This is a genomic window from Runella sp. (assembly GCF_027484545.1).
Classification (GTDB): domain Bacteria; phylum Bacteroidota; class Bacteroidia; order Cytophagales; family Spirosomataceae; genus Runella.
Window position 1 is genome coordinate 49,596 of sequence record NZ_JAIXST010000304.1, and the last position, 25,666, is coordinate 75,261.

Sequence of the window (25,666 nt, forward strand, 5' to 3'; positions counted from 1 at the left end):
AGCAATAAGAATTTGCATAAATTTCTGAATTTAGCGGTTTAATCGCTGACGTATGCCAATTCCTCTTTCTCCTGACCTGGCCCCTATTACCCGACATGCGCGGGCCATGTATAGCTCACGCCTGCTGATTGCGGCCGTGCATCACCTGAATGTCTTTGAGTCTCTCATAGGCGGGCCTCTTTCCTTCGCTGATTTACAGCAGCGTCTTGGACTTCGGGAACGTCCGGCCATGGTGCTGTTTCCAGCACTGTGTGCGATGCAGCTATTGGCTTATGATTCGGACGGAAAACTTCACCTGACTGTCATAGGACGACATCTGACGCGCGGAGCTACCCCAACGCTCATGGATTATGTGGGTTTGGAAAAGAATGATCCCGGTGTCATTGAAATGGCCGAGCGGCTTCGTAACGATGGGCTGCCACAACCGGAACCCACGGGAATTGCCTATGTAAAAGAAGGCGATGTGCCTTCTCCGATGGATGATCCGGAAGTCGCTCGTTTTCTGACCATGGCCTTGGCTGGTCGGGCACAGTGTTTAGCACCTTTGGTAGCCGAAAAGCTTCCCAAACACAGCGGTCATTTGCTGGATGTAGCTGGTGGAACAGGCTACTTTACCTACGAGTGGTTATTGGTAAATCCTCAGGCAACTGCCACTGTATTCGATCGCCCGGCGGTGTTGACCGTGGCGAAAGAAGTATTGGAAACTTTTTGTCAAAGCGGCCTACCCCGGGCAGTCAGTGTAAAGGAAAGGGTACAATTTATGCCGGGTGATATGTTAGCGGATGAATTGCCGCAGACCGACCTGCTTCTGGCAGCCAGTTTGTTTCATGATTGGCCTACGGAAACCTGTCAGGTGCTTGCTCATCGTTTTGCCGCTTCTCTTCGACCGGAAGGCGAGTTGTGGATTCACGATGCCTTTCTAAACGATGAGTTGGATGGGCCGTTGGCCGTGACGGATTATTCAGCGCAGTTGTTTTGGGTAACCAAAGGCCGTGCTTACGGCCGCTGGGAATATCGACAATTATTGCACAATGCAGGCTTGATTCCCTCCCTTGATTCTTTTTCTACACAGATGGATTATGGGCTTATTTGGGCAAAAAAGCCACATAAAGCTGAAATTAATAAGTAGGTAATTTGAATGAAAGTGAATGGAATGGAAACAATCGTGCAAGGAGTCAGTCAATGATTGCGATTAAAATGTATGACAAAATTCTCTTTTTGCAAATCTCAAAACCCTTCCTAACTTGCAACCTCTTACCTAAAACCTATGATGAATCGAAAATACGCTTTAGTCGCTGTGGGTGAACTGCTTGCGGACTTAATTGGAACTGAATTTACGCAAAATCTTTCAGATACAGAAATCTTCAGACGTTTTCAGGGCGGGAGTCCCGCCAATCTCGCGGCTAATATGGCACGCTTGGGAAATAATACTGCGTTGGTAGCCTGTGTCGGGAATGATAATGTAGGAGCGTATTTGGTCGAAAAAGTAGCGGAAACAGGTGTTGATACTACTTTTATTGCCCAGGACACTTCTGCCCCAACTAGTATTGTACTCGTATCACGCACCAAAGGAACACCTGATTTTATTGCCTATCGAACGGCCGACCGGATGATTCAATCCGAGCATATTTCCGATGACTTACTTCAAAATGCATCCTTTTTTCATACGACCTGTTTTGCACTGAGTCAGGAACCTGCTCAAACTGCCATTGTAGAGGCCGCTTCGCGGGCACAAACTGCCGGCTGTATTGTAAGTTTGGATGCCAATTATGCACCTTCCATCTGGCCTGATCGCAGTCAAGCGCAACAGGTTATCAGGAATTATTGCCAAAATGGGGCTTTTGTGAAACTAAGCGAAGATGATGCCGAACGAATTTTCGGAGAGGCTCTAACCAATGAGGAAGTTATTGCTGCTTTCCACGAAATGGGCGCGAAATTGGTTTGCTTAACTTTGGGGGGCAAAGGCAGTATTGTTTCGTCGAATTACGGAAAAGACTGTGTAGAAATTGCGGGCCGTCCTATTGAGGTCAAAGACGCGACGGGCGCCGGGGATTCGTATTGGGCAGGATTTCTGACAGCTTGGTTAGATGGCAAATCACCTGCTGAATGTGCGCAGGCGGGTGCCAATATTGCAGCGTTGAAAATCAGCACAATCGGGCCTCTGCCTGCCAAAGTGGATAAAGCTATTTTGTATAATCCGTGAATCAGATTTACCCCCCTTTGGGGTTGGGGGCCTGTTTTACCTTTTCATCACCTTTCAGGTATGAAACGTAATAAATCACCATTTCCATCATTTCGGACGTAGTATTCCACCCAAAAGTAGTGTCGCGAGCAGGTTTGAACGGATTCAACGGATTTTCTTCGGTATTGTCATAAGTGGCTTCCGCCAAAATAACTGAGCCTTTCGGAACGTGCAATAAAGAATCAAATTGATAGGTCATTTGCCAATTGAAATCCCAATTGTCGATTTTGATAAACGGTACTAAATCACCGTCGGGAGTGATGGCAAAAGCTTTGAAGGTTTTGCCCAGAAAGTGCATGTGGGGTAAAACCGAAATAGCCGATATATCTTCCTTCAAGGGTTGGGTGCTCATATAAAACGTAGATTTCTCATTGGCTTTTATCAGAAACGGTGGGTTGGTGATGTGCTGTTCATGGAGAATCAGCGATTTAACTTCGCGTTCTACGGGCTTTTGAGAAAAATACAGATTAATCTCCGATTGGTCGGTCTGGACAGTAGCCGACGGAGAATAGTGCAGGTATAAAATCAAATTTGAATTTGCCTTAATTTTCTTTGCCACTCCTTCGGGAAATTGAATTCGATCATTTCCGGGTACCCAACCGTACAGAAATTCGTCGGCCATCGGAATACGTTGAAATTCGGCCAGTTTAGGGTCGGTGCCATGCATTCCTTCCAAGCCTCCCATGTGTCCGCTCGTATCAACCATCACGCGGCTGTGATGTACGACCTTTCGATTGCCCGGCAAAAATTCAATGGCTTCCACCATCACCTCTTCTTTCAGCCCCGTAGGTACGTGAAAATACCGAAATTCTTCTATCCCTGTATTGGGAACGGTAAACGCATTCTGCATTTTCAGAATCAAATCCGGCGCCCGCTTTGTCATGCCGGCGAGGGCGGGGCCGTCCATACGGGCATCTATGTCTTCGCCTTTTTCCTTTTTCCTTTTTACACTTTTTCCCTCGATACTTCCCTGCGCTACCCACTGTTGAATCAGTTCAATTTCCTCTTCTTTTAATCCTCGTTCATTGGCATAATGTTGAAAGCTTCTATCGGCAGGAAAAGGAGGCATGTATTTAATTTGGGTAACCTTCGCCACAAACTTGGAGCGTTTGGCAACGTCTTCGTACGTAAGCAAACTGAACGGCCCGATACCTCCCGGACGATGGCATATTGCGCAATTTTTGGCAATAATGGGCTGGATGTGTTCATAAAAGGTCAGCTTTTTTTGAGCTAAAACTGTTGTTGTTATTATCCAAAAAACGAAAACTGCCCTCTTCATAAATTATGTTAAAAGATAAATTTAAAACATAAATAGCAGACTCCGAAGAATCTGCTATTCAAAGCTATGTACGGGTTGGTGGTGTTCTCACCACCAACGGGAGAACACTACCAACAGCGTTTGCGCATTTACTTCTCAAACTCGTCTTTACCAAGTAGCTGTGATATGTGATAAACTTCGTCACAATCCACAAAAGAAAACATAATCCCATCAATAATCTGCCACGCTTTACGCTGTTGAGCAGATAGTTTTTCAATAGACGGAAAACGGTTTAATGGTGTTACAATTTTCCGTCCGTCTAAAAATTCTACCGACATTTTACCCCGTGATGTAAAGCCTATTTTTTTGATAGTAGGTTGTATACCAATATAGCCCTGTAATTGCGTCATAAGCTGTAAATGTTTAATATTTCTACTTTTTCGCCATTCTTAAAACGTTCAATATGCTCTAAGATTTGGGGCAAATTTCCCTTAATAACTTCCAAAGCAGTATTTATTTCTGAATTTGTTAACTCTCCTTGCTCAAAAGCCTCAATTCCATTTTCTATCCAAATCTTAGCAGCCCTTTGATATCCCTTTTTGCCTCTGATAACGTGCAAATGCAAACGCTCTTGTAAATCATAAGAATAAAAAAAGAATTGCAAAAATCGGTAAATAATTATTTTAGGCATATGATATCTTCCAAAGTAGCCACTTTTCGACTCATTCGTCTTACTTCTTCTTTTACTTCCATTTCTGATTAAATTATCAATCACTTTCCAAAAATAAAACAAAACCCGCCCAAAAACAAAAATAGCAGACTCCGAAGAATCTGCTATTTTAAAAAGAGACAAAACCAATATTACCTCACAATGAAGTTCAAACGGCAGTTTGCATTGGCTTGTGATACCGGAGTTGGGTCAAGACAGATACTGTCTTCGTTCCATACTTTAAATACAAGACCTGTGCTGGTAGTCAATTCCCAAGTTACAACAAAAGCATCAGCAGCAGCGCCTGTTCTTGCTCCCTGTAAACGTGCTCCCGCAGGGCGAGGGCGTGCTGGGTTTTCAAATACCTTCACATCTTTTACTTTATCGTATTTTACTGTAGCATCTTTGTAGAGATTATAAATCTCCGCAGGAGTGATACTGAACGAGTTCCACTGACGATTGGCAGTTGGGGCGTCAATCGTTTTTACAACTTTTCCTCCACTACCCAAAGAAACCGTCTTAGGGTTACCATCGGGATCCGTGTAAGACTCAATCATATCTACTTTAATTACAATTTTATTAACCGTCAATTGATTATCCAGCGATACCCAACGGATTTTGAAGTCAATTTTAGCAGCATCCTGAGCCGTAAGCGGAAAAGTTTTCGCATTGGCGGCAATGTTAGCTTTTCCGGCCTCTGCTACTCCGTCAAAAACGCCCCAACCATGAACACCCGGTTCCCAAGGTTTATTGGGGTTAAGCGATTCATCACGACAACCAACCAGAAGGAAAATCGCGAGTGATAATGAATATATAAGTGTTTTTTTCATTGTTTATCTTTCTTTAGGTTTTGAGGAACGGAGAATGTCAAATGTGTTTCGACATTCTCCATTTAAAATTCGTCACTTTCTTAAAACTCCCACTTCACTTTCACTTTATCCCAGAAGATTGGATCACGGTCAAAAATGACATCCGAAATGTATTTCTGAGCATTCGTAGGGTTCAATGCACCTTCCGATTGTGGATAAGGCAAACGCAAAGCGTATTGACGCGGCGGCTTAGAGATGGGTGTCATAATACCTACCGAAAACTGTCTGAATTGGCTTTGGATTGGGTAACCCGTACGGCGCTGGAAATTCCACAAATCCATTCCCTGTCCCCATGAGCAGAACCAAATTTGCTTGGCTACTACGTTCAATTTAGCTGCATTTGTAGCAGCAGCATCGTATAGTTTCAACCACTCATCCACGTAAGCAGTAATATCAGCCGCTGCTGGTGCTTTGGCGCGGGTTGGATCTGATTTCAAACCTTGTGCTACTACCACCGCAATTTGCTCACGCATAGCTGCTTCAAACAATGCCTTGGCATCGCCCGTCACACCCGTATTATCTAAAATTGCCTCAATTTGGTAGTACTTCGTATTCCAACTGTGAATAATAGGCCATTGACCATCACCACCCGTATTGAGGGCCGCCTGTCCTGTCAATGCTACCGCAGGAACAGTTTTGTCAGAATAAACCCCACCCGCAGGATAGCAACCCGGCGTAGTACGCAACGGGCCATCGGCTGCTGCCCCTGATACATCTCCGCGGTCACGGCCAAAATAGCCTGCAATGTACGCTATCTCAGAAGCTGGCAAATTACCCGTAAAGCCAAAAACTCTTTTGTATTCATCCAAGAACGTGGCACGTAAAGGCAAGTAAGAACCCCCAAAAGGAGTTGTACCACGGTCGGTTGGGTTGTTTTGGTCTAAAACGCGGCTTGTTTGACGGTAGAAATAGAATGGCAAACGTGGGTCTTTGTTCAAAATCATCTCACCCATCAATTGATGGTTGATATAGCCTGGGTCACCAAGACCTGCGTAAGTACCGTACCAAGGGTGTGTGTTTCTTTCAGGAGCCACTTGTTTAGAAAACAAGTAAGACCAGTTTTGAGCAGCAGTAGTAATATAACCACCTGCCTCAAAAGCTGCTTTTAGTTCTGCGTTACCATTGGCACGGCCCTTGCGAGACGTAAGCAACAAACGAAGTTTTACTGTTCTGGCGATACGCGTCCAAGTAGTAGCATTACCACCACCGATGTAGTCATTTTGTACCGCTACAGGCTGTGGCTTGGCCAATTCTACTATGGCTTGGTCGCACAACTTTAGTAAGTCTTCGTAAATCTCTGAATCCTTGTCAAACTTAGGCGTTTTGTTGGGCTCGGCAGCGTTGCCTTTCCAAGCTTCGCTATAGGGAATGTCTCCAAACATATCAACCATGTGGCCTACAGAAAATGCTTTCAACGTAAGGGCAATGCCACGGTATCTTGGATTTTTACCATCGGCCGAGCCTTTCAACATTTCTTCGATGGTCTGTAATGCTCTGAAGTTACCATTCCAAGTACCCTGAAAAGAGGTATTGCTAAGATTGTAAGAATCAGAACTTGTGCTTAGACCTGCAAAACCCATTGCTGCATCATTAACGGCAAGGTGTGCACCAACAGCCGCATTTTCTGCTACAGGCAATAACAGCGCCAACGAACCCGTGGCAGGGCGGTTGGGGTCAGTGTTGATATCCAATTCTGTCAGTTGGCAAGAACTCGCAATCGCAATAAGTCCTCCCAAAGCCAGTGTTTTAATGCTATTTTTATAATTCATTAGTTTGTGTCTTTTGAGTGATTAATGATAGTAGTGAGTAGTGAGTATAGAGTAGTGAGTAGTGTGAGATTTTTCTCATTTCTATATACTCATTACTTTATACTTAATACTCAATACTTAAAATTAGAACGTTGCAGTTAAGTTGATACCAAAACGACGAGTCGAAGGCGAAGCTCCCAAATCAAATCCCTGAATGTTGGAATCCGAGAAGTTCGACAAGATTTCAGGGTCAAAGTTCAAGCCCGGCAACATGTTTGGTGCGTAGAACCACAAGTTACGACCTGATGCCGACAAACGAAGTCCACCAAATACTTTCGCGTATTTCTTCAGGAATGTTTTTGGAACTTCATAGCCCAAAGAAACCTCACGAATACGTATTACCGACGCATCGTAAATGTTTACCTCATCCGAACCATAAGCACCGTATCCATCAGAGAAGTGGTACTGGAACGCTGACATTGCAATAGTATTTTTGATTGGCTTGCCGTCGTCACCTAACAAAGGCTTATAAGTTGTAGGATCTCCCAATACACCTGGGATTACGCGCATACCTTCGCGATCTTCCGAGTTTTTCAACTGACCACGCAACAACAACGAAGCCGCCGTAGAAGAGAACAAGCTTCCGCCCGCTTTGTAATCAATCAGAATGTTCAAATTGAAGCCTTTGAATGAAATAGTGTTGGTCCAACCTACTGTATATTTGGTATTAGGGTCACCAATAATAGTCGAACCAGCAGCACGGATTGGCAAACCAGTATTGGGGTTAATCAACAAATTACCGTTTTCGTCGCGGGCATTTACTGAACCATAAATTTGTCCATAAGGCAATCCGTTACGGAAAATAGTACCCAAAGCAGAAAGACCAGTACCGCCAATGAAGATTTCACCGCCTGGGCCAGCATCTTCCACTTTTGAACGAATGCGGGTATAAGCTACGAAAGAAGTCCATGTAAAGCCGTTACGCAATTTCACAGGAACAAGCGTTAAGCCCAATTCCCAGCCTTTATTTGTGATTTTACCGGCATTGGTGATTTCAGTATTAAAACCAGTAGTGTTTGGCAATTGACGTGTAACGATCAAATCGGTAGAATTACGATTAAAATACGCCAAATCCACACCAATGCGGTTATTCAAGAATTGTAACTCTGTACCAAGCTCTATTTCAGAGGTAAATTCCGGTCTTAAGGTTGCATTGTTCAACTGACTTGGCAATGAAGCCGTTGAAATAGCGGTGGCGTTGTAGAAAGTACGGCTAAGGTTGTAAGCCGTATTTACTTGATAAGGATCGGCATCTTTACCTACCTTGGCGTAGTTGGCTCTGATTTTACCAAAATTGATAATATTCTTTGGTAAATTAAACGCATCGGTAAAGATGAACGAAGCTGATATCGCTGGATACAAGTAAGTATTGTTGGCGGCCGGTAAAGTCGAAGAACGGTCTTGACGAGCCGAAGCCGTTAAAAACAAATAATTACTGTAACCTAAAGTCAATTCAGAAAAAACACCATACAAACGACGCTTACGAGAAAATTCATACGCAGTTTGGGTCAAGGTAGCAGCAGTAGTTAATACGTTGGCATCAATCACAGGAGAACCTGACACACCTGATTCACTGTAACTACGCTCGTTGGGGTTGAAACCTACCAATAACTTCGCGTTGATTTTTTCGCTAAAATCGTGTTGCGCCGTAGCCAAGAAAGTAAAATCAACCTCTGTATTGGTCAAGTCTTGACGTAATACAGAACCCAAAGGTTGGAAAGTACCCCCTGGACGAATCGTGTTACGACGAATTTCAGAATAAGTGTTCAAACCACCACGGGCTGTTAAATTCAACCAAGGGGTAACGTCATAGCTTAACGCCATATTTCCGTACGCACGGTTTACGCTTGAGTTATACAAGTTGTATTTAGCCGTCCAAAGTGGGTTGTCAAGCGCGCGATAGAATACGTTTGAACCATCCACCGGGTTTTCAAAAGGATAACCGCCTAAATCGTAGTTACGTGGTAAGTAAAACAAACGGCTATAAATAGACCCTGCTGAAGCCAAACCACCGTAGTCTGCATAGTAACCAGCACCTGACTGTGGACTCATTTGGTTGGTGCGCGTGTAAGCTACACTACCACTTACGTTCAAGCCGTTTACAAGAGTTGCATTACCACCAAAACTCAAAGTAGTACGTTCTGTAGATGAGTTAGGCACAATACCTTCATTTTTGGTACGTGACATCGAAGCATTGATAGATGTCTTGTCACCTGTAGAGTTGATTTGGATCCCGTTTTCCAATACTTTTCCCTGACGGAAGAATGCCCCTACGATGTCATACGCTTTCAATGGTACAGCAATACCACGGCCATTGGCTTGCATCAATTCAGGGAAGGCGGCTTGATAACGTGCTGCTCCAAAAGGCACAGTAGCATCAACCAATGGATGAGGGATGGTACCCGCTGGAAAATCTGGATCAATTACTTTAGAGTAACGTTCAAAACCTAAACCAGCATTAATACGGTCAACGGCATCAGGCATTGCAGTACCCCAGTTTCCGATAAAACCACCGTTATAAGTTTGGTTTGAACCTTGCGTGTAGCTATCTTGGTATTCTGGCAATGAAGATACGTTTTCAACCGAATACGAAGAGTTATAAGTCACTTCCAAGCCTTTGCGAGCCGATTTGCTACCTGCTTTTGTGGTGATTACGATTACCCCGTTAGCCGCACGAGAACCGTACAAAGCCGAAGCAGCTGCACCTTTCAATACCGTCATTGACTCAATGTTGTTAGGGTCAATATCATACGCACGGTTTGATGTAACTGTATTTTGGTTGTAACCTTGTGTAGAGTTTACTCCGTTATCAAAAGGAATACCGTCTACTACGAAAAGGGGCTGGTTGTTACCGGTAAATGAGTTATTACCACGAATCGTGATACGCGTACCTGCACCCGGAGCACCGTTACCCGCGGTGATGTTTACGCCCGGTACTTTTCCACTTAATGCACGCAATGGATCTGGCTCAGAACGCTGCTGAAGATCAGAGCCTTTTACATTTGAAACTGCAAATGCCAACGCTTTTTTGTCGCGTTGGATACCTACCGCCGTTACCACAACTTCGGACAATTGCTTGGTATCAGCAGCCAAAACAACATTGATTGCAGTACGAGTACCAACTGCAATCTCTTGCGTGAGTGTACCAACAAAACTGAAAACTAAAGTGGCACTGTTAGGAGCATCAATGGAATAGCTTCCGCTTCCGTCTGTATTCACGCCCTTCGATGTACCTTTTACTACAACCGACACGCCCGGCAAGGCACTCCCGTCCTCGGCCGAGGTAACTTTTCCCGTAATCTTGCGATCTTGAGCCACCACTGTGACACAACCAGCGCATACCAACAGGAAGCTCAGAAATAGAATTTTCCTCATAAGGATGTTTGATTTGATTTAGTTTGGTTAGATAAGTGAAACATGAATTATTGATAAAATCGCATAAACGCATTCGTTAATCGAGTTATGGACTCGAAACAACAAGAAAATGAATTACTATTAGTTTAATTTTAATACTACCAGTCTAATAGTCTACACTATAAGAGATTATGGAAATACTGCCATAGACTATTAGAACTGATAATTATGGCTGTGAAGAAAAAAAATGAGTGGAGGTATAATTTTCGTTCATAGGGATTTAGCTAGGTTAAGAAAAGTTTATGTCCGTAAAATAAATCAAATAATATAATAAATCAAATACCTCCTGTTTTACGTAAGTGTTAATTTCAATAAAAAATTAATGTGAAAAAAGCTGTATTTTAAAAAGAAGTTTTTGCTAAAAAACTGGTTTTTGAGCGGATATTCTAAGTATTTAGGCATATTCGTGGGTACACAACCCCCCAAAAAACGGTTTGCAATTGAAAGAAAAAAAATGTAAAAATTCTTTAAAAAGTACAATAGAAAATTTAAATAAGATTAACACATAAAATTTGGTTTTATGCTTTTAACGGACTTTGGTCTTCAAAAAAGGGGGATTGGTCTATTGTGGGAGGGCTATAAAAGTAGTGCTGGGCTCCGGTTTTTTAGAAAAGTGGCAAAAGCTTCTGATTTCTTTACCGCCTGAACACCAACCATAAAAATTTCGCGTGCTTTCCTTACATCAAAAATGTCATAACGGCCTACTTCTTTGGGTTCAAAAACAAGGTGGCATTGCCGGAGCCGTTCCTGGGTCTTGTTTCTTACCGCCAGGAGTAAACTGCGCTCTACAACGTTGCGCATGGAACTGATTGGTTTGTCATACGCAAAGTGATTGCAATTAGCTCCGATAATAAAATCAGCCTTTTGACCAATCAGCGGTTCGATAGGAAGGTTGTTTAAGACTGCCCCATCTACAAATAGTTTTTTTTGAAATCGAATAGGTTCAAAAATACCTGGTAAGCAACTTGATGCCATTAATGGACGAATCAGCTCTCCTGAATGAAAATAGACGGTTTCTCCGGCTTCAATATCGGTAGCGGCTACAGTTAAGGGTATTTTCAATTTTTCAAAACTGTTAAGAGGCAACAATTGCCTATAAAGGTCTTCTACTTTGTCCATTCGCAATAATCCCGGTCCGTTAAATGAAGGACGTAAATATTTTAAAAAATTGGTTTTCAGTAAAAAACCAAGCACTTCATCGGGGGTATGGCCGTGCGAGATAAGGGCTCCAACGATAGCACCTGCACTTGTCCCTGCAATAAAATCAGGATGAATGCCTTGCTCCTGCAAAGCCTTAATAACTCCAAGGTGCATTATTCCCCGAGCGCCTCCTCCTGAAAGAACTAAGCCGATTGTCATACAGTATTAATTGTAAATGATGAATGAGTGAATTGAATAGTTATTCAAACCAAGTGAAAATAACAATAAAGTACTTCATATAGTTTTATCTTTGTCCCCATTCCGCATGAGCGGGCCTGATCATTCATACATCTACATTTATGTCTATTGATTTTTCAACTATTCCCTCCCCTTGTTTTGTATTAGAAGAGAGGCTTCTACGTCAGAATTTGCAATTAATTCGTAACGTAATGGATGAAGCGGGGTGTCAAATTATTTTGGCACTGAAGGGGTTTTCAATGTTTAGTGCATTTCCTATCGTAAAAGAATACCTTCCCGGGGCTACGGCCAGTTCGCTCCATGAAATCAAGCTCATAAACGATTATTTGGGATATAAATCACATACCTATATTCCTGCATATCAGGACAGAGAGTTTGCTGAGGTACTTGAGCGGAGCAGTCACATCACTTTTAATTCGTTATCCCAGTGGGAGCGATTTAAAGGACAGGTTAAGGCGTTTAATCAGGCAAATCCGGAAAGAATCATTTCCTGCGGAATTCGCGTAAATCCTCAGTATTCGGAAGTGGAAACGGACATGTATAACCCATGTGTACCCGGCTCGCGACTTGGCGTGACTCGAACTCATTTGGGTGAGCAATTGCCGGAAGGAATGGAGGGAATTCATTTTCATACACTTTGTGAAAACGGTTCGGATGTATTGGAGCGTACATTGGAGGCTCTTGAAAGCCGTTTTGGTGATCTGCTTCATCAAGCTAAATGGCTTAATATGGGAGGAGGCCACCTGATGACTCGTGAAGGGTATGACATTTCAAAGCTTGTTAAGCTCATTAAGCAACTGAAAGAGAAATACAATTTGGAGGTGATTTTGGAGCCTGGGTCGGCTATTGCGTGGCGTACGGGTTATCTGACGTCTACCGTTTTAGATATTATGGAGAGCCAAGGTATTCAAGTAGCTATTTTAGATACTTCTTTTGCAGCTCACATGCCTGATACGTTGGAAATGCCCTACAAACCTCGTATTTTAGGGGCTCATTACGAACCTATGGAAGGGATGCCTACGTATAGACTTGGGGGGATGACTTGTTTGGCGGGCGATTTTATGGGAGATTACTCTTTTGAAAAACCTTTAGAAATAGGAAGCCAATTAGTATTTGATGATATGATTCATTATACAATGGTCAAAACTACTACTTTCAACGGTGTAAATCTTCCTTCCATTGGGATTTGGAAAACGGATGATACATTTCAACTGGTAAAACAGTACGGTTATGAGAGTTTTAAAGACAGACTGAGTTAGAGTCAATTGTTTAGATACACTACTAACAGTAGTTGTCTTTAGAAATACGCTTTGGTATATGAATTACTAACCTAAAGAGATTGAATTTGTTATATTCCTGTTTGAATTTTCACTCAATTTATGAAATTTCATGATTTCTAAAAAAGCCAAATATGCCCTTAAAGCCTTAAAGGTGTTGACCGAAGAATTCGGTAAAGGGCCTGTCCTGATTTCGCACGTTGCCGAACGCGAAAACATTCCCAAAAAATTTCTGGAAGCCATTCTTCTGGAATTACGTAATCACGGCATTTTGTCAAGCCAAAAGGGCAAAGGAGGAGGATATATGTTAAGAGTTGAACCTGCACGTGTCAATTTTGCCCAGGTAATCCGGGTCATAGACGGCCCTATCGCCCCTACCCCCTGCGTATCACTTCATTTTTATGTGAAATGTGATGATTGCATTGATGAAGCGACTTGTGCCCTACGACCCGTAATGGAGCAAGTAAGAGACGCCAACTTAGGAGTGTACGAAGAAACTACATTGGCTATTTTTGTAAAATAGGCTTAATTCATTTTTTCTTTCAAAAACGAGGCAGTGTAATTATCGTCGAGTTGAATCATGGCTTCTGGAGTGCCGACAAAAGTTATATACCCACCTTTGTCTCCTCCTTCGGGGCCAAGGTCAATGATCCAATCGGCAGATTTAATGATTTCAACATTGTGTTCAATGACAATAACCGTGTCACCTTGGTTGACGAGGGCATTCAGTGCTTTGAGCAGTTTTTGAATATCATGGAAGTGCAAACCGGTTGTAGGCTCATCAAAGATAAACAGCGAGCGTCCTTGGTTGGGATTTGACTTACTTAAGAAAAACGCCAATTTTACCCGTTGCGCTTCTCCTCCTGATAAGGTATTGGAAGATTGACCTAATTTGACATATCCAAGCCCTACATCCTGTAAGGGTTGCATTCGTTCGGCGAGTTTGGGTTCTTCTGTATGGAAGAACTCAATCGCTTCATCCACTGTCATATTTAATATATCGGCAATATCCGCAGATTCGCCCGTAGGGCGCTGATAACGTACATCCAGAATTTCCTGCTTAAAGCGTTTGCCTCCGCAGGCTTCACATTTAAGATAAATATCGGCCATAAATTGCATCTCAATTTTAACCTGACCTTCTCCCTGACAGGTTTCACAACGGCCTCCCTCTACATTAAACGAAAAATGAGATGGCTTGTAACCGCGTGCTTTTGCCACTGGCACTTCGCTCATCATCTGACGTATATAGTCATAAGCTTTGATGTACGTGACCGGATTGGAGCGTGATGATTTTCCAATGGGATTTTGATCCACCATTTCGATGTTATCAATGCGGTCAATACTTCCCGTTAGGTTGGAATACTTGCCGCCTTCATCGTTGTATTCGCCTTTTTGCCGAGCCAATGCAGGAAACAGGATTTTACGAATAAGTGTCGACTTTCCGGAACCTGAGACCCCGGTGATTGCCGTAAAAGTTCCCAGTGGGAATTTTACATCCACGTCTTTCAGGTTGTTTTCTCTTGCTCCTGTGAGTTCAAGCCAATGAGTAGTCTTACGACGAAAGGTAGGAACGGGTATTTGCTCTCTTCCCGTTAGGAAATCAATGGTGTGGGATTTAACCCCTTCAGTGGGGTTCAAAATATCCGCCCATGTTCCCTGCCAAACCACTTCCCCACCTAAATTTCCTGCATCTGGTCCAATGTCGATGATTTGGTCGGCGGCGCGCATTACTTCTTCTTCGTGTTCCACTACAATCACCGTATTGCCCATGTCTCTAAGTGATTCCAGTACGCTCACCAGTTTGCGGGTATCGCGTGGGTGAAGGCCAATGCTGGGCTCGTCCAAAATATACATCGAACCCACCAAAGCACTTCCCAGAGAAGTTGCTAATTTGATGCGTTGAAACTCTCCTCCCGAAAGTGAATTGGTTAAGCGATTGAGATTCAAATACCCCAATCCAACTCGCTCCATGTATTCAAGACGATTTTCGATTTCAATCAAAATCCGTTTGGCAATGCCGTATTGATAATCAGGTAATCCTAATGATTTAAAGAATTGCAATACCTCTAAAATGGGCATCAGAACAAGGTCTGTAATGGAAGCACCACCTACTTTTACATAACTTGCGTCCTGCCGTAATCTTGATCCACGACATTCGGGACATGTTGTACGTCCGCGATAACGCGATAGCATGACCCGGTATTGGACTTTATGGGTTTGGGATTCGAGGTGTGCAAAAAACGCATCCAATCCTTCAAAATAACTGTTCCCTTTCCAAATAAGCGATTTTTGTTCGTCGGTTAGGTCTTTGTAAGCGCGGTGAATGGGAAAATCAAAGCGAATACCATGGCGTAAAAGCGGCGCTAACCATTCACTCATTTTCTCGGTACGCCACGGAGCAATGGCTCCTTCAAATACCGATAGGTTTTTATCCGGAACGATCAATTCAGGGTCAAGTCCCAGCACTTTACCAAAGCCTTCGCAGCGTTTACAGGCACCATAAGGATTATTAAAACTGAAAAGGTTGACACTGGGTTCTTCAAATTTGAGGCCGTCCAATTCAAATTTATCGGAAAATTCGCGACGTTCACCACCTGCTATTTGTATAATACATAAACCTTCTCCTTCAAAAAAAGCCGTTTGAACAGAATCGGATAATCGGAATTGAGTGTCTTCGTCGTCGTGTTTGACTGCCGCACGGTCTACCAGAATAAAGAAGTCAGAAGCCGGAAGAGAGAAATCGGGAGTTGCGGTATTTTCTATCAACTCTTCAATATTTTTCATTTCCTCCCCTGCCACTACCCTCGTATATCCTTTCGACAGTAATATATTCAGTTCCTGAACTAAGGTTCGGTTTTCTTTTATAATCAGGGGTGCTAATACCATCACACGGGTGCCTTCCTCATGGTTCTGCATGAATTTCACGACGTCTGTAACGGTATCTTTACGTACGGCATGGCCTGATACGGGCGAATAAGTAATGCCCACGCGGGCAAAAAGTAGTTTGAGGTAATCGTAGATTTCGGTAGTAGTACCGACAGTGGAACGCGGATTGCGCGTATTGACTTTTTGCTCAATGGCTACTGCCGGAGATATGCCTTTGATATAATCTACTTCGGGTTTTTCCATTCGTCCCAAAAACTGACGCGCGTAACTGCTCAGACTTTCGACGTACATCCGTTGACCTTCGGCAAAGAGGGTATCAAAGGCTAAAGAAGATTTTCCAGAACCTGATACTCCCGTAACCACCACGAGTTTGTTGCGAGGAATGGCTACGTCAATGTTTTTTAAATTGTTTACGCGGGCGCCTTTGATGAGGATATATCGCTTCGGGTCAAGACCTTCGAAGTCGGCGGGAGGAGTTATTTGCTGATTTTCGGCTTTGTTCATTGGGCTGGGTTACAAAACTTACAAAAATACGGAAAATGCCTTCGATTTGCTAACGACGATTTTATATAAAACTGTAGTTTCCAAAGTTGACAATGGCATGACATTAAAAAAACGGCGCAGTTGTCGGTTGACAACTCACGCCGTTTAGAAGAACGTTTTAAGCGATTAGTATTGTTCCAACATGTACTTAATAATATCCGTAGTAGTGACAATGCCGACCAAACCGCCGTTTTCAATGACCGGCAACGCATGATATTCTTCGACAGTCAGAATTTCGGCTACGTCGCGAATACTCAAAGAGGCTTCTACGGTGCGGGGTTTTTGGGTCATTACCTGCGGAATGGTCAACATTTCTAAAACGGCTTCATCCGCGCCTTCCTGATTTTCAAATAAGGAACTGAATGTAAGACGATTGATGTCCGTACGGCTTACCATACCCACTATTTCTTTTCCGTCCAATACCGGTAAATGTCGAATATGGTTCTTTTTAATTAAGTCAATTACTTCATGCAAATTGTCGGTAACTTTTACGGTTAACACGTTTTTGGTCATGATGTGCGAAATTGGTTCTCTTCTTTTCATTAGGAAATTGATTTATTGTGATGTTCAATATTCCTCATTTCTTATCGAGTGCTTTATGACCAATAGCATCTTCTAAAAATGCCTTTTGTCATAGTTGCCATTCTCACAATAAAAAACCGCTGCTCCCTCAGGGAACAACGGTTAGAAAGATCCTTACAATTTATGGAATTATAACGCGGTCGATGACGTGAACGACGCCGTTGGTAGCCGTCAGATTGGCGGCTGTTACATTGGCATTGTTGGTGCCGTTGCCTGCGCCCCGTACCTGTACTCCTTCCTTCCCTACTGTAATAGTAATAGGGGCCGTTCCTGCGGTGGTTACCGTACCTGAAGCCAAATTGGTCGAAAATACGCGTCCGGGAACTACGTGCGCCAATAACACATTGGTTAGTGTCGTTAGCGTTGCACCGCTTGCTGCATTGATAACAGCGATGGTGTTAAAAGGAGTTGCCTGAAAAGCTGCATTGGTAGGGGCAAAAACGGTGTAAGGCGTAGTACCTGTCAATACTGACGTTACCGTAACTCCCACGGTAGGATTAGCCTGAATAACCTTGGTAAGGGCGGCTACCAGGAAGGTAAGGTCCGGACTGTCCTGCGCTAACTGAAGAAGCGTACGGGAAGGAGGTAAGATAACGCGGTCAATCACGTGAATGACGCCATTGTCCGCACTTATATCTGCTGATATGACCTTAGCGCCGTTTACAGAAACTCCGCCTGCATTTTTAGTAACGAATGCTTTGCCGCCTCCCAAAGTTGTTACTTCGGTATTGCTTGCAGTAGGGATGGCACTTGAAAGGATAGTTGTACCCAGCACATGGTATTGAAGAACGGCTTTCAGTGTGTTGACATCAAGCGTGTTTACGGTAGCCAGACTGAACCCAGATGCTATGAAAGCGGCATCGTTGGGAGCAAAAACCGTCAGAGTGCCCGTTTTGAGGGCGTCTGCTAAGCCTGCCCGAGTCACTGCTGCTCTCAAAATGCTGAAATCATTGTTGGCAAGTACAATATCGGTGACAGTGTTAGGCGCAGGTGCTTCTTCTTTGCAGCCTGTAAATAAAGTGCTGGCCAGGACTGCTAACACAATCATTATTTGATTTCTGACTATTAACAAAGGAGTTTTCATGATTAGTATTTTTTTAGTGTGACTATTATTAGTCATCCTAACAACTTAGTGTATGATTTTTTTGTTTATTTTTTTGTGAAATAAATTAAACAAATGGTATCTCTACTGAGATATCCATTGAAGGAAGCAAAAATAAAAATCCCCAATGATTTCATTCATTGGGGATTAAACACAGCAAGTCGGCTGAAATTTAAAGAGAACTTATCCTGCTTCGGCTGATGCATATTCTTCAATAGGCACACAGGAACAAACCAAATGACGGTCGCCATATGCGGAGTCAATACGGCTGACGCTTGGCCAAAACTTATTGAAACGCAAATGAGGCATCGGGAAAGCGGCTTTTTCGCGGCTATACGGACGCTCCCAATTTTCGACCAATACCACACGAGCGGTGTGAGGCGCATTTTTCAATACGTTATTGGCTTTGTCCGCAGTTCCTTCTTCTACTTCACGTATTTCGGCACGAATGCTTAAAAGTGCGTCACAGAAACGGTCCAATTCTGTTTTTGACTCAGATTCTGTTGGCTCAATCATCAACGTCCCCGCTACCGGAAACGACAACGTTGGCGCGTGAAACCCATAATCCATCAGGCGTTTTGCTAAATCTTCGGCTTCCACTCCGACTGCTTTGAACGGACGACAGTCCACAATCATTTCGTGCGCACAACGACCATTTGCGCCGGTGTACAGAATTTCAAATTGGCCATTGCCTGCCAAACGCTGTTTGATGTAATTGGCATTCAAAATGGCCATTTTAGTAGCATTGGTCACTCCTTCTCCGCCCATCATAGCGATGTAGGCGTGAGAGATGGTTAAAATGCTGGCAGAGCCATAAGGCGCGGCTGACACAGCCCCCCTGCCCCCAACGGGGGAGTTGTTAATTCCCCCATTGGGGCGGTCCTCCGAAGCGATGAGGTTTACGTGTCCCGGCAAATATGGTACTAAATGCGCTGCTACACCGATAGGACCCATACCCGGACCGCCGCCGCCGTGAGGAATACAGAATGTTTTGTGCAGATTGAGGTGACAAACGTCTGCGCCAATGGTAGCCGGGCTGGTTAAACCCACCTGAGCATTCATATTTGCCCCATCCATGTATACTTGTCCACCGTGACTGTGGATAACTTCGCAAATTTCGATGATACTTTCTTCAAATACGCCGTGGGTCGAAGGATAAGTCACCATCAAACATGCCAATTCGTTGCTGTACTGTTCGGCTTTGGCTTTGAGGTCAGCTACGTCGATGTTTCCGCGCTCGTCACATTTAGTCACTACCACTTTCATGCCCGCCATCACGGCTGATGCGGGATTGGTTCCGTGTGCTGAGGAGGGAATTAAGGCTACGTTGCGGTGGCTGTCGCCGCGCGCTTCGTGATAGGCCCGAATCACCATCAAACCGGCATATTCGCCCTGCGCACCGGAGTTAGGTTGTAGGGACATGGCTGCAAAACCGGTGATTTCACACAACCAATCATTCAAATGTTTGAATAATAACTGATACCCTGCCGTTTGGCTTGTCGGTGCAAAGGGGTGCATTTTGCCGAATTCAGGCCAGGTAACTGGAATCATTTCGGCGGTAGCGTTGAGTTTCATGGTGCAGCTTCCCAACGAAATCATGGAATGTACCAACGATAAATCTTTGCTTTCCAACGACTTCAAATAACGAAGCATATCGTGCTCGGTATGGTAGGTGCTGAATACGGGATGTGTCAGATAATCTGATTGACGGGCTAAATTTTCAGGGAAGTTTATTTCCACCTCACTTGACAAGGTCATTTCAACCCCTTCTCCCGAAGCAGTCGCAAATAAATCCAATAAGGCAATCAAATCGCTGAATGATTTTACTTCATCAAACGAAACGCCCACGCGACCATTGGCAGTATAGCGTAAGTTAATCCAACGTTTTTCAGCTTCTTCGCGCAGATTATCCACGTTATGAACCTGCACCGTCACGGTATCAAAATAATTTTGCGTCAACACTTCATAACCCATCGTAGCAACGGATTCAGCAAAGGCTTTGGTCAAACCGTGTACTTTGGAAGCAATGGTTTTTAAACCTTCTGGCCCGTGATATACGGCATAAGCTGCGGCCATGACGGAAAGCAATACCTGTGCAGTACAAATGTTGGAAGTGGCTTTTTCGCGACGAATGTGCTGCTCGCGGGTTTGTAACGCCATACGTAACGCCCGATTTCCTTCGGCATCAATGGATACGCCAATGATACGGCCGGGGATTTGACGTTTGAAGGCATCTTTTGTGGCAAAGAAAGCCGCGTGCGGGCCACCGTAGCCCATCGGAACGCCAAAACGTTGGGCCGAGCCTACCACCACATCAGCGCCCATTTCACCGGGAGATTTGAGTAAGGTAAGACTTAACAAATCGGCGGCTACGGCTACAGAAATGTTCAACTCGTGCGCGGCAGCGATGAAATCGGTATAATCAATGACTTCCCCGTCGGTAGCAGGATATTGCACCAATACGCCGAAAATGGCAGCGTTGGTCAAGTCCACTTTAGAGTAGTCGCCTACTACTACGCTGATATTGAGCGGGGTAGCGCGGGTATAAATCAAATCAATCGTTTGCGGATGGCAACGGTCAGAGACAAAAAACGTTTCCGCTTTTTTCCGGGCTGCCGGACGAAGGCTGTGCAACATTGTCATGGCTTCGGCAGCAGCGGTGGCTTCGTCCAACAAAGAGGCGTTGGCGATTTCCATGCCTGTCAAATCAATGACCGCCGTTTGGAAGTTAAGCAACATTTCCAAACGTCCCTGCGCGATTTCGGCCTGATACGGCGTGTAGGCCGTGTACCAAGCGGGATTTTCCATGATATTGCGCAAAATCACATTGGGCACACTGGTATCATAATACCCGGTTCCGATGTAGGATTGAAAAATGCGGTTTTGACGCGCTACTTTTTTCAAATCGTTCAAAAAGTCAAATTCTGACTTCGGAGCGGGTAAATTCAGCGGCTGCTTCAAGCGGATAGCCGCCGGCACCGTTTGGTCTATCAACTCGTCGAGCGTAGCAACGCCGACTGTTTTTAGCATTTCCTGTAAATCTTTGGAACTTTGGCCGTGGTGACGGCGCTCGAAGGATTCTTGTTGGTGAAGACTGATTTTCATCCGATGATCAGAGCGGGATAGATATGTTAAGAATTCGCAAAAATAGTCAAAAAATAGGCTGCTTGTTGCCTCCTTTTCTTGGAAAAACAAAATTTGATTAGTAAAGTTTGGTCAATCCTGCTTATTAATAAAAAAGTTACAAAAAGGCGATTTTTCCCCCTTTAAATAACCCCACGGCAGCGGCCGACCGTCTAAATCCTCCCGTAACGGCAGACCTTCCTGTAAATAAGGACTTTAACGACAATAAAAAATGAAAAACATACCTTTTGCTCGAATTTTGACTTTGTGGTTTTGCTGTATTAGTGTTTGGGGACAAAAAGCGACCCTGACGGTTGATTTTAACAAAGAAATCGGCCCCATGCAACCTGCCTGGGCGTGGTTTGGGTATGATGAACCAAATTATACCTACATGAAAGACGGCAAAAAACTGTTGTCTGAAATTGCTGCGCTTAGTCCCGTGCCAGTGTATGTTCGTGCCCACAATCTGCTCACTACGGGCGACGGAACTCCCGCGCTGAAATGGGGCTCGACCAATGCCTACACTGAAGATGCGCAGGGTAATCCGAAATACGATTGGACCATCGTAGATAAAATTTTTGATACCTACATCGAGCGAGGCATGAAACCGCTCGCTCAAATGGGTTTTATGCCCGAAGCCCTTTCCACCAAACCGCAACCGTATCAGCACAAATGGACTCCCGGACAAACGTACAACAGCATTTATACGGGATGGACCTACCCGCCCAGAGACTATAAGAAATGGGCCGAATTGGTCTATCAGTGGGTCAAACATTCGGTAGCGCGGTATGGGCAAAAGGAAGTGGAAAGTTGGTATTGGGAATTATGGAATGAACCCGACAGCCCGTACTGGAGCGGTACTGTAAAAGAGTATTGCAAATTATACGATTACTCTGCCGATGCTGTTCGACGTGCGTTGCCCACGGCTAAAATAGGCGGTCCGCACGTTACGGGACCTTCGGGGCGCAGAGGTGGAAACTTTCTGAAAACTTTTTTAAAACATTGCACCCAAGATACCAATTACGTCACGGGCAAAATTGGCACACCGCTGGATTTTGTGGCGTTTCATGCCAAAGGAGCTCCCAAACTCGTGAATGGGCACGTGCAAATGAACATGGGAACGCAGTTGCGCGATATTTCATCGGGTTTTGAGATTGTGGCTTCGTTTCCGCAACTCAAAAATACACCCATCATCATCGGTGAATCTGACCCCGAAGGCTGCGCGGCCTGCGGCATGAAAACCGACCCGCAAAATGCCTACCGCAATGGCACCATGTATTCGAGCTACACGGCGGCTTCGTTTGCGCGCAAATACGCCTTGGCTGATCTGCACCAAGTCAATTTCAAAGGGGCGGTGTCGTGGTCGTTTGAGTTTGAAGACCAACCTTGGTTTTACGGGTTCCGGGATTTGGCCACCAACGGCGTGGACAAACCTGTGTTGAACGTATTCCGAATGTTCGGAAAGATGAGCGGTAAGCGCGTAGAGGTAAAAGGAAACCTCATGTATCCCATGCTGACGGTACGGGATTCCAGCGTTCGCCACACCCTGCCTGACATTGGCGGATTAGCGTCCAAAGACCAACGCAGAGCTTCCGTAATGCTCTGGAATTATCACGACGACGACATTGTGGGGCAAGCTGCGGCGATTAACCTCACGCTCAAAGGGATTCCCACTAAAAAAGTAAAAATCACGCAATACCGCATTGACAGTGAGCACAGTAACAGCTACGAAGTATGGAAGAAAATGGGCTCGCCGGCGAATCCCACAGCGGCACAAATTAAGGAACTCGAAAAAGCAGGACAATTGGCTCAATTCGGTTCTCCTAAAAACGAAACCGTGAAAGACGGTCAATTGATTTTTTCTGTCATGCTGCCTCGGCAGGGCGTGGGATTGGTGATGTTGGAGTGGTGATTCGCTGATTTTTTCCCCGCAGATAAACGCAAATTTTATTCGCTGATTTCCGCTGATTTTTTTATTCTGCCAAAATCAGCGGAACCAAATCTGCGAACATCTGCGGGGAAATCTTTTATCTTCAAATTTCAAACACCCTTCCAAAATAACTCCCAGCCTCTTCCACCACGGCTTCAGTATCAGTCACTTCAATCCCTGCCAACACTTTGGCCAGGCGTTTTTTGTATTCCAACTGCATCAAACGGGCAATTTGAATCCGCTGGGCTTGGGGCGAACCGGCACCATGCATGGACTCGGTGAGGTAGCCCACGGCATTACGTCCCAAGGTCATGTTTTCGATGAGGCGAAACATGCGAAAACGGTCTTCGGTCGGTACGTTGGGTTTTCCTTTGAGGTATTTTTTGAGGAGTTCGTGGGTTTCGGGGTTGTTGTAATCCTGCTCGGAAGGCAGCGTGACCATCAATCCACCCGCCAAATCCTGCGCCAAACGGCTGATTTCGTAGGGGAAGCGTGTCACGTGATGTTTGCAGACATTGGCCAATACATCGTCGGGTAAATACGCTCCCGATTCCGTCGGATAGCCTTGGTAGGAAGCCGCGATGCCCGTGCCGTAAATGGTTTCGTTCAGGTGCGTCATTTCCACCAATTTGTCTTTGATGTGGCTCGCTTTTTCGGCTCCGTTCATTTCAACGATAGAGGCCGCTGCCCCAATCAGCACATCGCCCACGCCGCTTTTGCAGACATAACTCCGACGGTGATAGCAGGTAAAACGCTCCACCAACATCGAGGCAAATTCGTATTCACCATCCATGAAAATCAGGGGATTGGGAATAAATACATCCTCAAAAATTACCATTGCTTCCTGTCCGCCAAAGTTGGCATTGCCCGCGTCCATGCTTCCGCCTTCCATGCTGCGCGTATCGCACGATTGTCGTCCGTAGATGTACGTAATGCCCGGCGCATCCACGGGCACCGCGCCAACGATGGCGTAGTCTTTGTCTTTTTCACCCAACCGCATGGTGGGCATGACCAGTAACCAATGTGAATTGAGACAACCCGTTTGATGGGCTTTAGCCCCCGTGATGTAAACACCTTCGGAGGTGCGGTGGGTGATGTGCACAAACAAATCAGGGTCGGCTTGTTCGTGCGGGGCTTTGCTGCGGTCGCCTTTAACGTCGGTCATGGCGCCGCCGATGACAAAATTACAACGGTGCATTTCGGTCAAAAAGGCCACAAACCGCTCGTGATAGGGCGTTTTGTATTTTTTATCCATTTCAAACGTCGTCGAAAATAGCGAATTGAACGCATCCATCCCCACGCAACGCTGAAAACAGGTGCCTGTATTCTGTCCGAGTTTTCGCTGCATTTTGTTTTGAAGGACCAAATCGTTGGCACTCGTCGAAATGTGCAGAAAACGATTGATGCGCTCGCCCGTAAAAGGTGAAATTACCGACGCTAATTCAGGCTCTCGAAGTGCCAAATCGTAGGTTTCGGCCACAGCATTCACCGACGGACGAATCATGGGATGCTCGGAAGGTTCTTTCACCAATTCCCCGAACAGATACACTTTCAGTTTGCGACCTTTGAGGCTTTCGTAGTAGTCTTGGGAGGTTTGGATAGCCCCCTGTCCCCCAATGGGGGAATAAATAGTCAAATTGTTCATGGTATTAAAGCCGCTTCTGAGATATAGACTTGGGAAGTTTCGTACTCTTAGGAATACGAAACTTCCCAAGTCTTCGTGTGCTTATTTATTCTTCTCAAAATTTCGTAGAAACTCTTCTCTGTCCGTAATTTTAAAATCGGCTTGCCATTCGTATTCGAGACCTCGGTGCAATCCTTGATGAGCTCCGAAATAGTACATAGTCTTCATAGCCGCAATGGTTTGTGCTGAGTTGCTTTTGATTTTTTCAGCTACTTGATTCACCGTATTTTCCAACTCCGCCAACGGTACTGATTTATTGACTAAACCAATGCGTTCGGCTTCTTTTCCTGAGACAGGTTGCGCGGTAAATGACATTTCCATGGCTTTCATCAAACCTACTTTTTGCTGCAATCGTTGAGTCATTCCCCACTTGGGTGCAATACCCCATTTAGTGTGGGTATCACCGATTTGAGCTTCGTCGGCGGCATAGACCAAGTCAAATGCCAACATCAGCTCAGTAGCTCCCGTGTAACAATGCCCATTTACCTGCGCGATGGTCACTTGAGGCATGGCTTGAAGGGCCAAAATAAACGCAACGCCCATTTCCATGACCTCAAAATTAGAAAAATGCCCGCCCTGAATATTTTCGTTGAGGGCTTTTAAATCCACTCCCGCCGACCACGCCCTGCCCGTACCCGTAACGATAAGTACTTTGACAGTGTCGTCCAAGGCTACTTTCTGAGTAGCGTCGGTGAGTTCGGCGATGAGGTTGGGACTGAGGGCATTGAGTACTGATGGACGATTGAACGTAATGCGGGCAATGCCGTCCGCTTGTGAAAATAGAATGTCTTGGTACATGATAGTAATAGCCCCCCGACCCCCGAAGGGGGAGTTAAGTAAA

Annotated in this window: 18 protein-coding genes; 5 read left to right on the forward strand and 13 right to left on the reverse strand. The window is 44.8% G+C overall.

Features of this window, described 5'->3' with window-relative positions; all coding sequences use genetic code 11:
• Positions 1 to 52: 52 nt before the first annotated feature.
• Both Q0081_RS27210 and Q0081_RS27215 read left to right on the forward strand, forming a co-directional pair.
• Positions 53 to 1,129: a methyltransferase gene (locus tag Q0081_RS27210; protein WP_298361009.1), complete on the forward strand. Its 1,077-nt coding sequence runs from the start codon at positions 53 to 55 to the stop codon at positions 1,127 to 1,129.
• Positions 1,130 to 1,267: 138 nt separating this feature from the next.
• Positions 1,268 to 2,203 (forward strand): carbohydrate kinase family protein, encoded by a 936-nt coding sequence (locus Q0081_RS27215; protein ID WP_298361011.1) that lies wholly within the window; start codon positions 1,268 to 1,270, stop codon positions 2,201 to 2,203.
• Between the two features lie 7 nt (positions 2,204 to 2,210).
• Here Q0081_RS27215 and Q0081_RS27220 read toward each other — a convergent pair whose 3' ends face one another.
• From Q0081_RS27220 to Q0081_RS27250, 7 genes are all read right to left on the reverse strand, one after another.
• Positions 2,211 to 3,521, reverse strand: coding sequence for a hypothetical protein (locus Q0081_RS27220; RefSeq protein ID WP_298361013.1), 1,311 nt, complete (start codon positions 3,519 to 3,521; stop codon positions 2,211 to 2,213).
• Between the two features lie 128 nt (positions 3,522 to 3,649).
• On the reverse strand, positions 3,650 to 3,910 hold the full coding sequence (locus tag Q0081_RS27225) for a DUF2442 domain-containing protein (RefSeq protein ID WP_298361015.1): 261 nt from the start codon (positions 3,908 to 3,910) through the stop codon (positions 3,650 to 3,652).
• Positions 3,907 to 4,353 (reverse strand): DUF4160 domain-containing protein, encoded by a 447-nt coding sequence (locus Q0081_RS27230; RefSeq protein WP_298361017.1) that lies wholly within the window; start codon positions 4,351 to 4,353, stop codon positions 3,907 to 3,909. The genes Q0081_RS27225 and Q0081_RS27230 overlap by 4 nt, the downstream gene beginning before the upstream one ends.
• Before the next feature lie 8 nt (positions 4,354 to 4,361).
• A complete protein-coding gene (locus tag Q0081_RS27235) occupies positions 4,362 to 5,039 on the reverse strand; it encodes a hypothetical protein (RefSeq protein WP_298361018.1) in 678 nt (225 codons plus the stop codon).
• 80 nt (positions 5,040 to 5,119) lie between these two features.
• Entirely contained in the window at positions 5,120 to 6,847 is a 1,728-nt protein-coding gene (locus Q0081_RS27240) for a SusD/RagB family nutrient-binding outer membrane lipoprotein (protein WP_298361020.1), read from the reverse strand.
• A gap of 123 nt (positions 6,848 to 6,970) precedes the next feature.
• A complete protein-coding gene (locus Q0081_RS27245) occupies positions 6,971 to 10,261 on the reverse strand; it encodes a SusC/RagA family TonB-linked outer membrane protein (protein ID WP_298361022.1) in 3,291 nt (1,096 codons plus the stop codon).
• A gap of 615 nt (positions 10,262 to 10,876) precedes the next feature.
• On the reverse strand, positions 10,877 to 11,659 hold the full coding sequence (locus Q0081_RS27250) for a patatin-like phospholipase family protein (protein WP_298361024.1): 783 nt from the start codon (positions 11,657 to 11,659) through the stop codon (positions 10,877 to 10,879).
• A 140-nt stretch (positions 11,660 to 11,799) separates the two neighbouring features.
• Between Q0081_RS27250 and nspC the strand changes: the two genes are divergently transcribed.
• On the forward strand, positions 11,800 to 12,957 hold the full coding sequence (gene nspC / locus Q0081_RS27255) for a carboxynorspermidine decarboxylase (protein ID WP_298361026.1): 1,158 nt from the start codon (positions 11,800 to 11,802) through the stop codon (positions 12,955 to 12,957).
• A gap of 130 nt (positions 12,958 to 13,087) precedes the next feature.
• Positions 13,088 to 13,498: an Rrf2 family transcriptional regulator gene (locus Q0081_RS27260; protein ID WP_298361028.1), complete on the forward strand. Its 411-nt coding sequence runs from the start codon at positions 13,088 to 13,090 to the stop codon at positions 13,496 to 13,498.
• Positions 13,499 to 13,500: 2 nt separating this feature from the next.
• Here the strand turns inward: Q0081_RS27260 and uvrA are convergent, their stop codons facing one another.
• The 4 genes from uvrA to gcvP all read right to left on the reverse strand — a co-directional run bounded on the left by uvrA (position 13,501) and on the right by gcvP (position 21,193).
• On the reverse strand, positions 13,501 to 16,365 hold the full coding sequence (gene uvrA, locus Q0081_RS27265) for an excinuclease ABC subunit UvrA (protein WP_298361031.1): 2,865 nt from the start codon (positions 16,363 to 16,365) through the stop codon (positions 13,501 to 13,503).
• 165 nt (positions 16,366 to 16,530) lie between these two features.
• Positions 16,531 to 16,947, reverse strand: a complete 417-nt coding sequence (locus tag Q0081_RS27270; RefSeq protein WP_298361033.1) for a CBS domain-containing protein — start codon at positions 16,945 to 16,947, stop codon at positions 16,531 to 16,533.
• Positions 16,948 to 17,107: 160 nt separating this feature from the next.
• The gene (locus Q0081_RS27275) at positions 17,108 to 18,070 is read right to left on the reverse strand and encodes a fasciclin domain-containing protein (RefSeq protein ID WP_298361035.1); all 963 of its coding nucleotides are present in this window, start codon (positions 18,068 to 18,070) and stop codon (positions 17,108 to 17,110) included.
• Positions 18,071 to 18,271: 201 nt separating this feature from the next.
• On the reverse strand, positions 18,272 to 21,193 hold the full coding sequence (gcvP, locus tag Q0081_RS27280) for an aminomethyl-transferring glycine dehydrogenase (RefSeq protein ID WP_298361037.1): 2,922 nt from the start codon (positions 21,191 to 21,193) through the stop codon (positions 18,272 to 18,274).
• Positions 21,194 to 21,443: 250 nt separating this feature from the next.
• Between gcvP and Q0081_RS27285 the strand changes: the two genes are divergently transcribed.
• Complete coding sequence (locus Q0081_RS27285) at positions 21,444 to 23,123, forward strand: GH39 family glycosyl hydrolase (RefSeq protein WP_298361039.1); 1,680 nt, start codon at positions 21,444 to 21,446, stop codon at positions 23,121 to 23,123.
• A gap of 121 nt (positions 23,124 to 23,244) precedes the next feature.
• Here the strand turns inward: Q0081_RS27285 and Q0081_RS27290 are convergent, their stop codons facing one another.
• The gene (locus Q0081_RS27290) at positions 23,245 to 24,786 is read right to left on the reverse strand and encodes a 4-hydroxyphenylacetate 3-hydroxylase family protein (protein WP_298361041.1); all 1,542 of its coding nucleotides are present in this window, start codon (positions 24,784 to 24,786) and stop codon (positions 23,245 to 23,247) included.
• Between the two features lie 81 nt (positions 24,787 to 24,867).
• Entirely contained in the window at positions 24,868 to 25,623 is a 756-nt protein-coding gene (locus Q0081_RS27295) for an enoyl-CoA hydratase/isomerase family protein (RefSeq protein ID WP_298361043.1), read from the reverse strand.
• Positions 25,624 to 25,666 lie beyond the last annotated feature (43 nt).

What these genes read in the sequence shown, in the direction of transcription:
- Q0081_RS27235 (WP_298361018.1), bottom strand. Translation starts at nt 5,039, where the DNA reads ATGAAAAAAACACTTATATATTCATTATCACTCGCGATTTTCCTTCTG.
- Q0081_RS27240 (WP_298361020.1), bottom strand. Translation starts at nt 6,847, where the DNA reads ATGAATTATAAAAATAGCATTAAAACACTGGCTTTGGGAGGACTTATT.
- Q0081_RS27225 (WP_298361015.1), bottom strand. Translation starts at nt 3,910, where the DNA reads ATGACGCAATTACAGGGCTATATTGGTATACAACCTACTATCAAAAAA.
- Q0081_RS27270 (WP_298361033.1), bottom strand. Translation starts at nt 16,947, where the DNA reads ATGAAAAGAAGAGAACCAATTTCGCACATCATGACCAAAAACGTGTTA.
- Q0081_RS27250 (WP_298361024.1), bottom strand. Translation starts at nt 11,659, where the DNA reads ATGACAATCGGCTTAGTTCTTTCAGGAGGAGGCGCTCGGGGAATAATG.
- Q0081_RS27210 (WP_298361009.1), top strand. Translation starts at nt 53, where the DNA reads ATGCCAATTCCTCTTTCTCCTGACCTGGCCCCTATTACCCGACATGCG.
- Q0081_RS27295 (WP_298361043.1), bottom strand. Translation starts at nt 25,623, where the DNA reads ATGTACCAAGACATTCTATTTTCACAAGCGGACGGCATTGCCCGCATT.
- Q0081_RS27275 (WP_298361035.1), bottom strand. Translation starts at nt 18,070, where the DNA reads ATGAAAACTCCTTTGTTAATAGTCAGAAATCAAATAATGATTGTGTTA.
- Q0081_RS27290 (WP_298361041.1), bottom strand. Translation starts at nt 24,786, where the DNA reads ATGAACAATTTGACTATTTATTCCCCCATTGGGGGACAGGGGGCTATC.
- uvrA (WP_298361031.1), bottom strand. Translation starts at nt 16,365, where the DNA reads ATGAACAAAGCCGAAAATCAGCAAATAACTCCTCCCGCCGACTTCGAA.
- Q0081_RS27215 (WP_298361011.1), top strand. Translation starts at nt 1,268, where the DNA reads ATGATGAATCGAAAATACGCTTTAGTCGCTGTGGGTGAACTGCTTGCG.
- Q0081_RS27220 (WP_298361013.1), bottom strand. Translation starts at nt 3,521, where the DNA reads ATGAAGAGGGCAGTTTTCGTTTTTTGGATAATAACAACAACAGTTTTA.
- Q0081_RS27260 (WP_298361028.1), top strand. Translation starts at nt 13,088, where the DNA reads ATGATTTCTAAAAAAGCCAAATATGCCCTTAAAGCCTTAAAGGTGTTG.
- Q0081_RS27285 (WP_298361039.1), top strand. Translation starts at nt 21,444, where the DNA reads ATGAAAAACATACCTTTTGCTCGAATTTTGACTTTGTGGTTTTGCTGT.
- Q0081_RS27245 (WP_298361022.1), bottom strand. Translation starts at nt 10,261, where the DNA reads ATGAGGAAAATTCTATTTCTGAGCTTCCTGTTGGTATGCGCTGGTTGT.
- nspC (WP_298361026.1), top strand. Translation starts at nt 11,800, where the DNA reads ATGTCTATTGATTTTTCAACTATTCCCTCCCCTTGTTTTGTATTAGAA.
- gcvP (WP_298361037.1), bottom strand. Translation starts at nt 21,193, where the DNA reads ATGAAAATCAGTCTTCACCAACAAGAATCCTTCGAGCGCCGTCACCAC.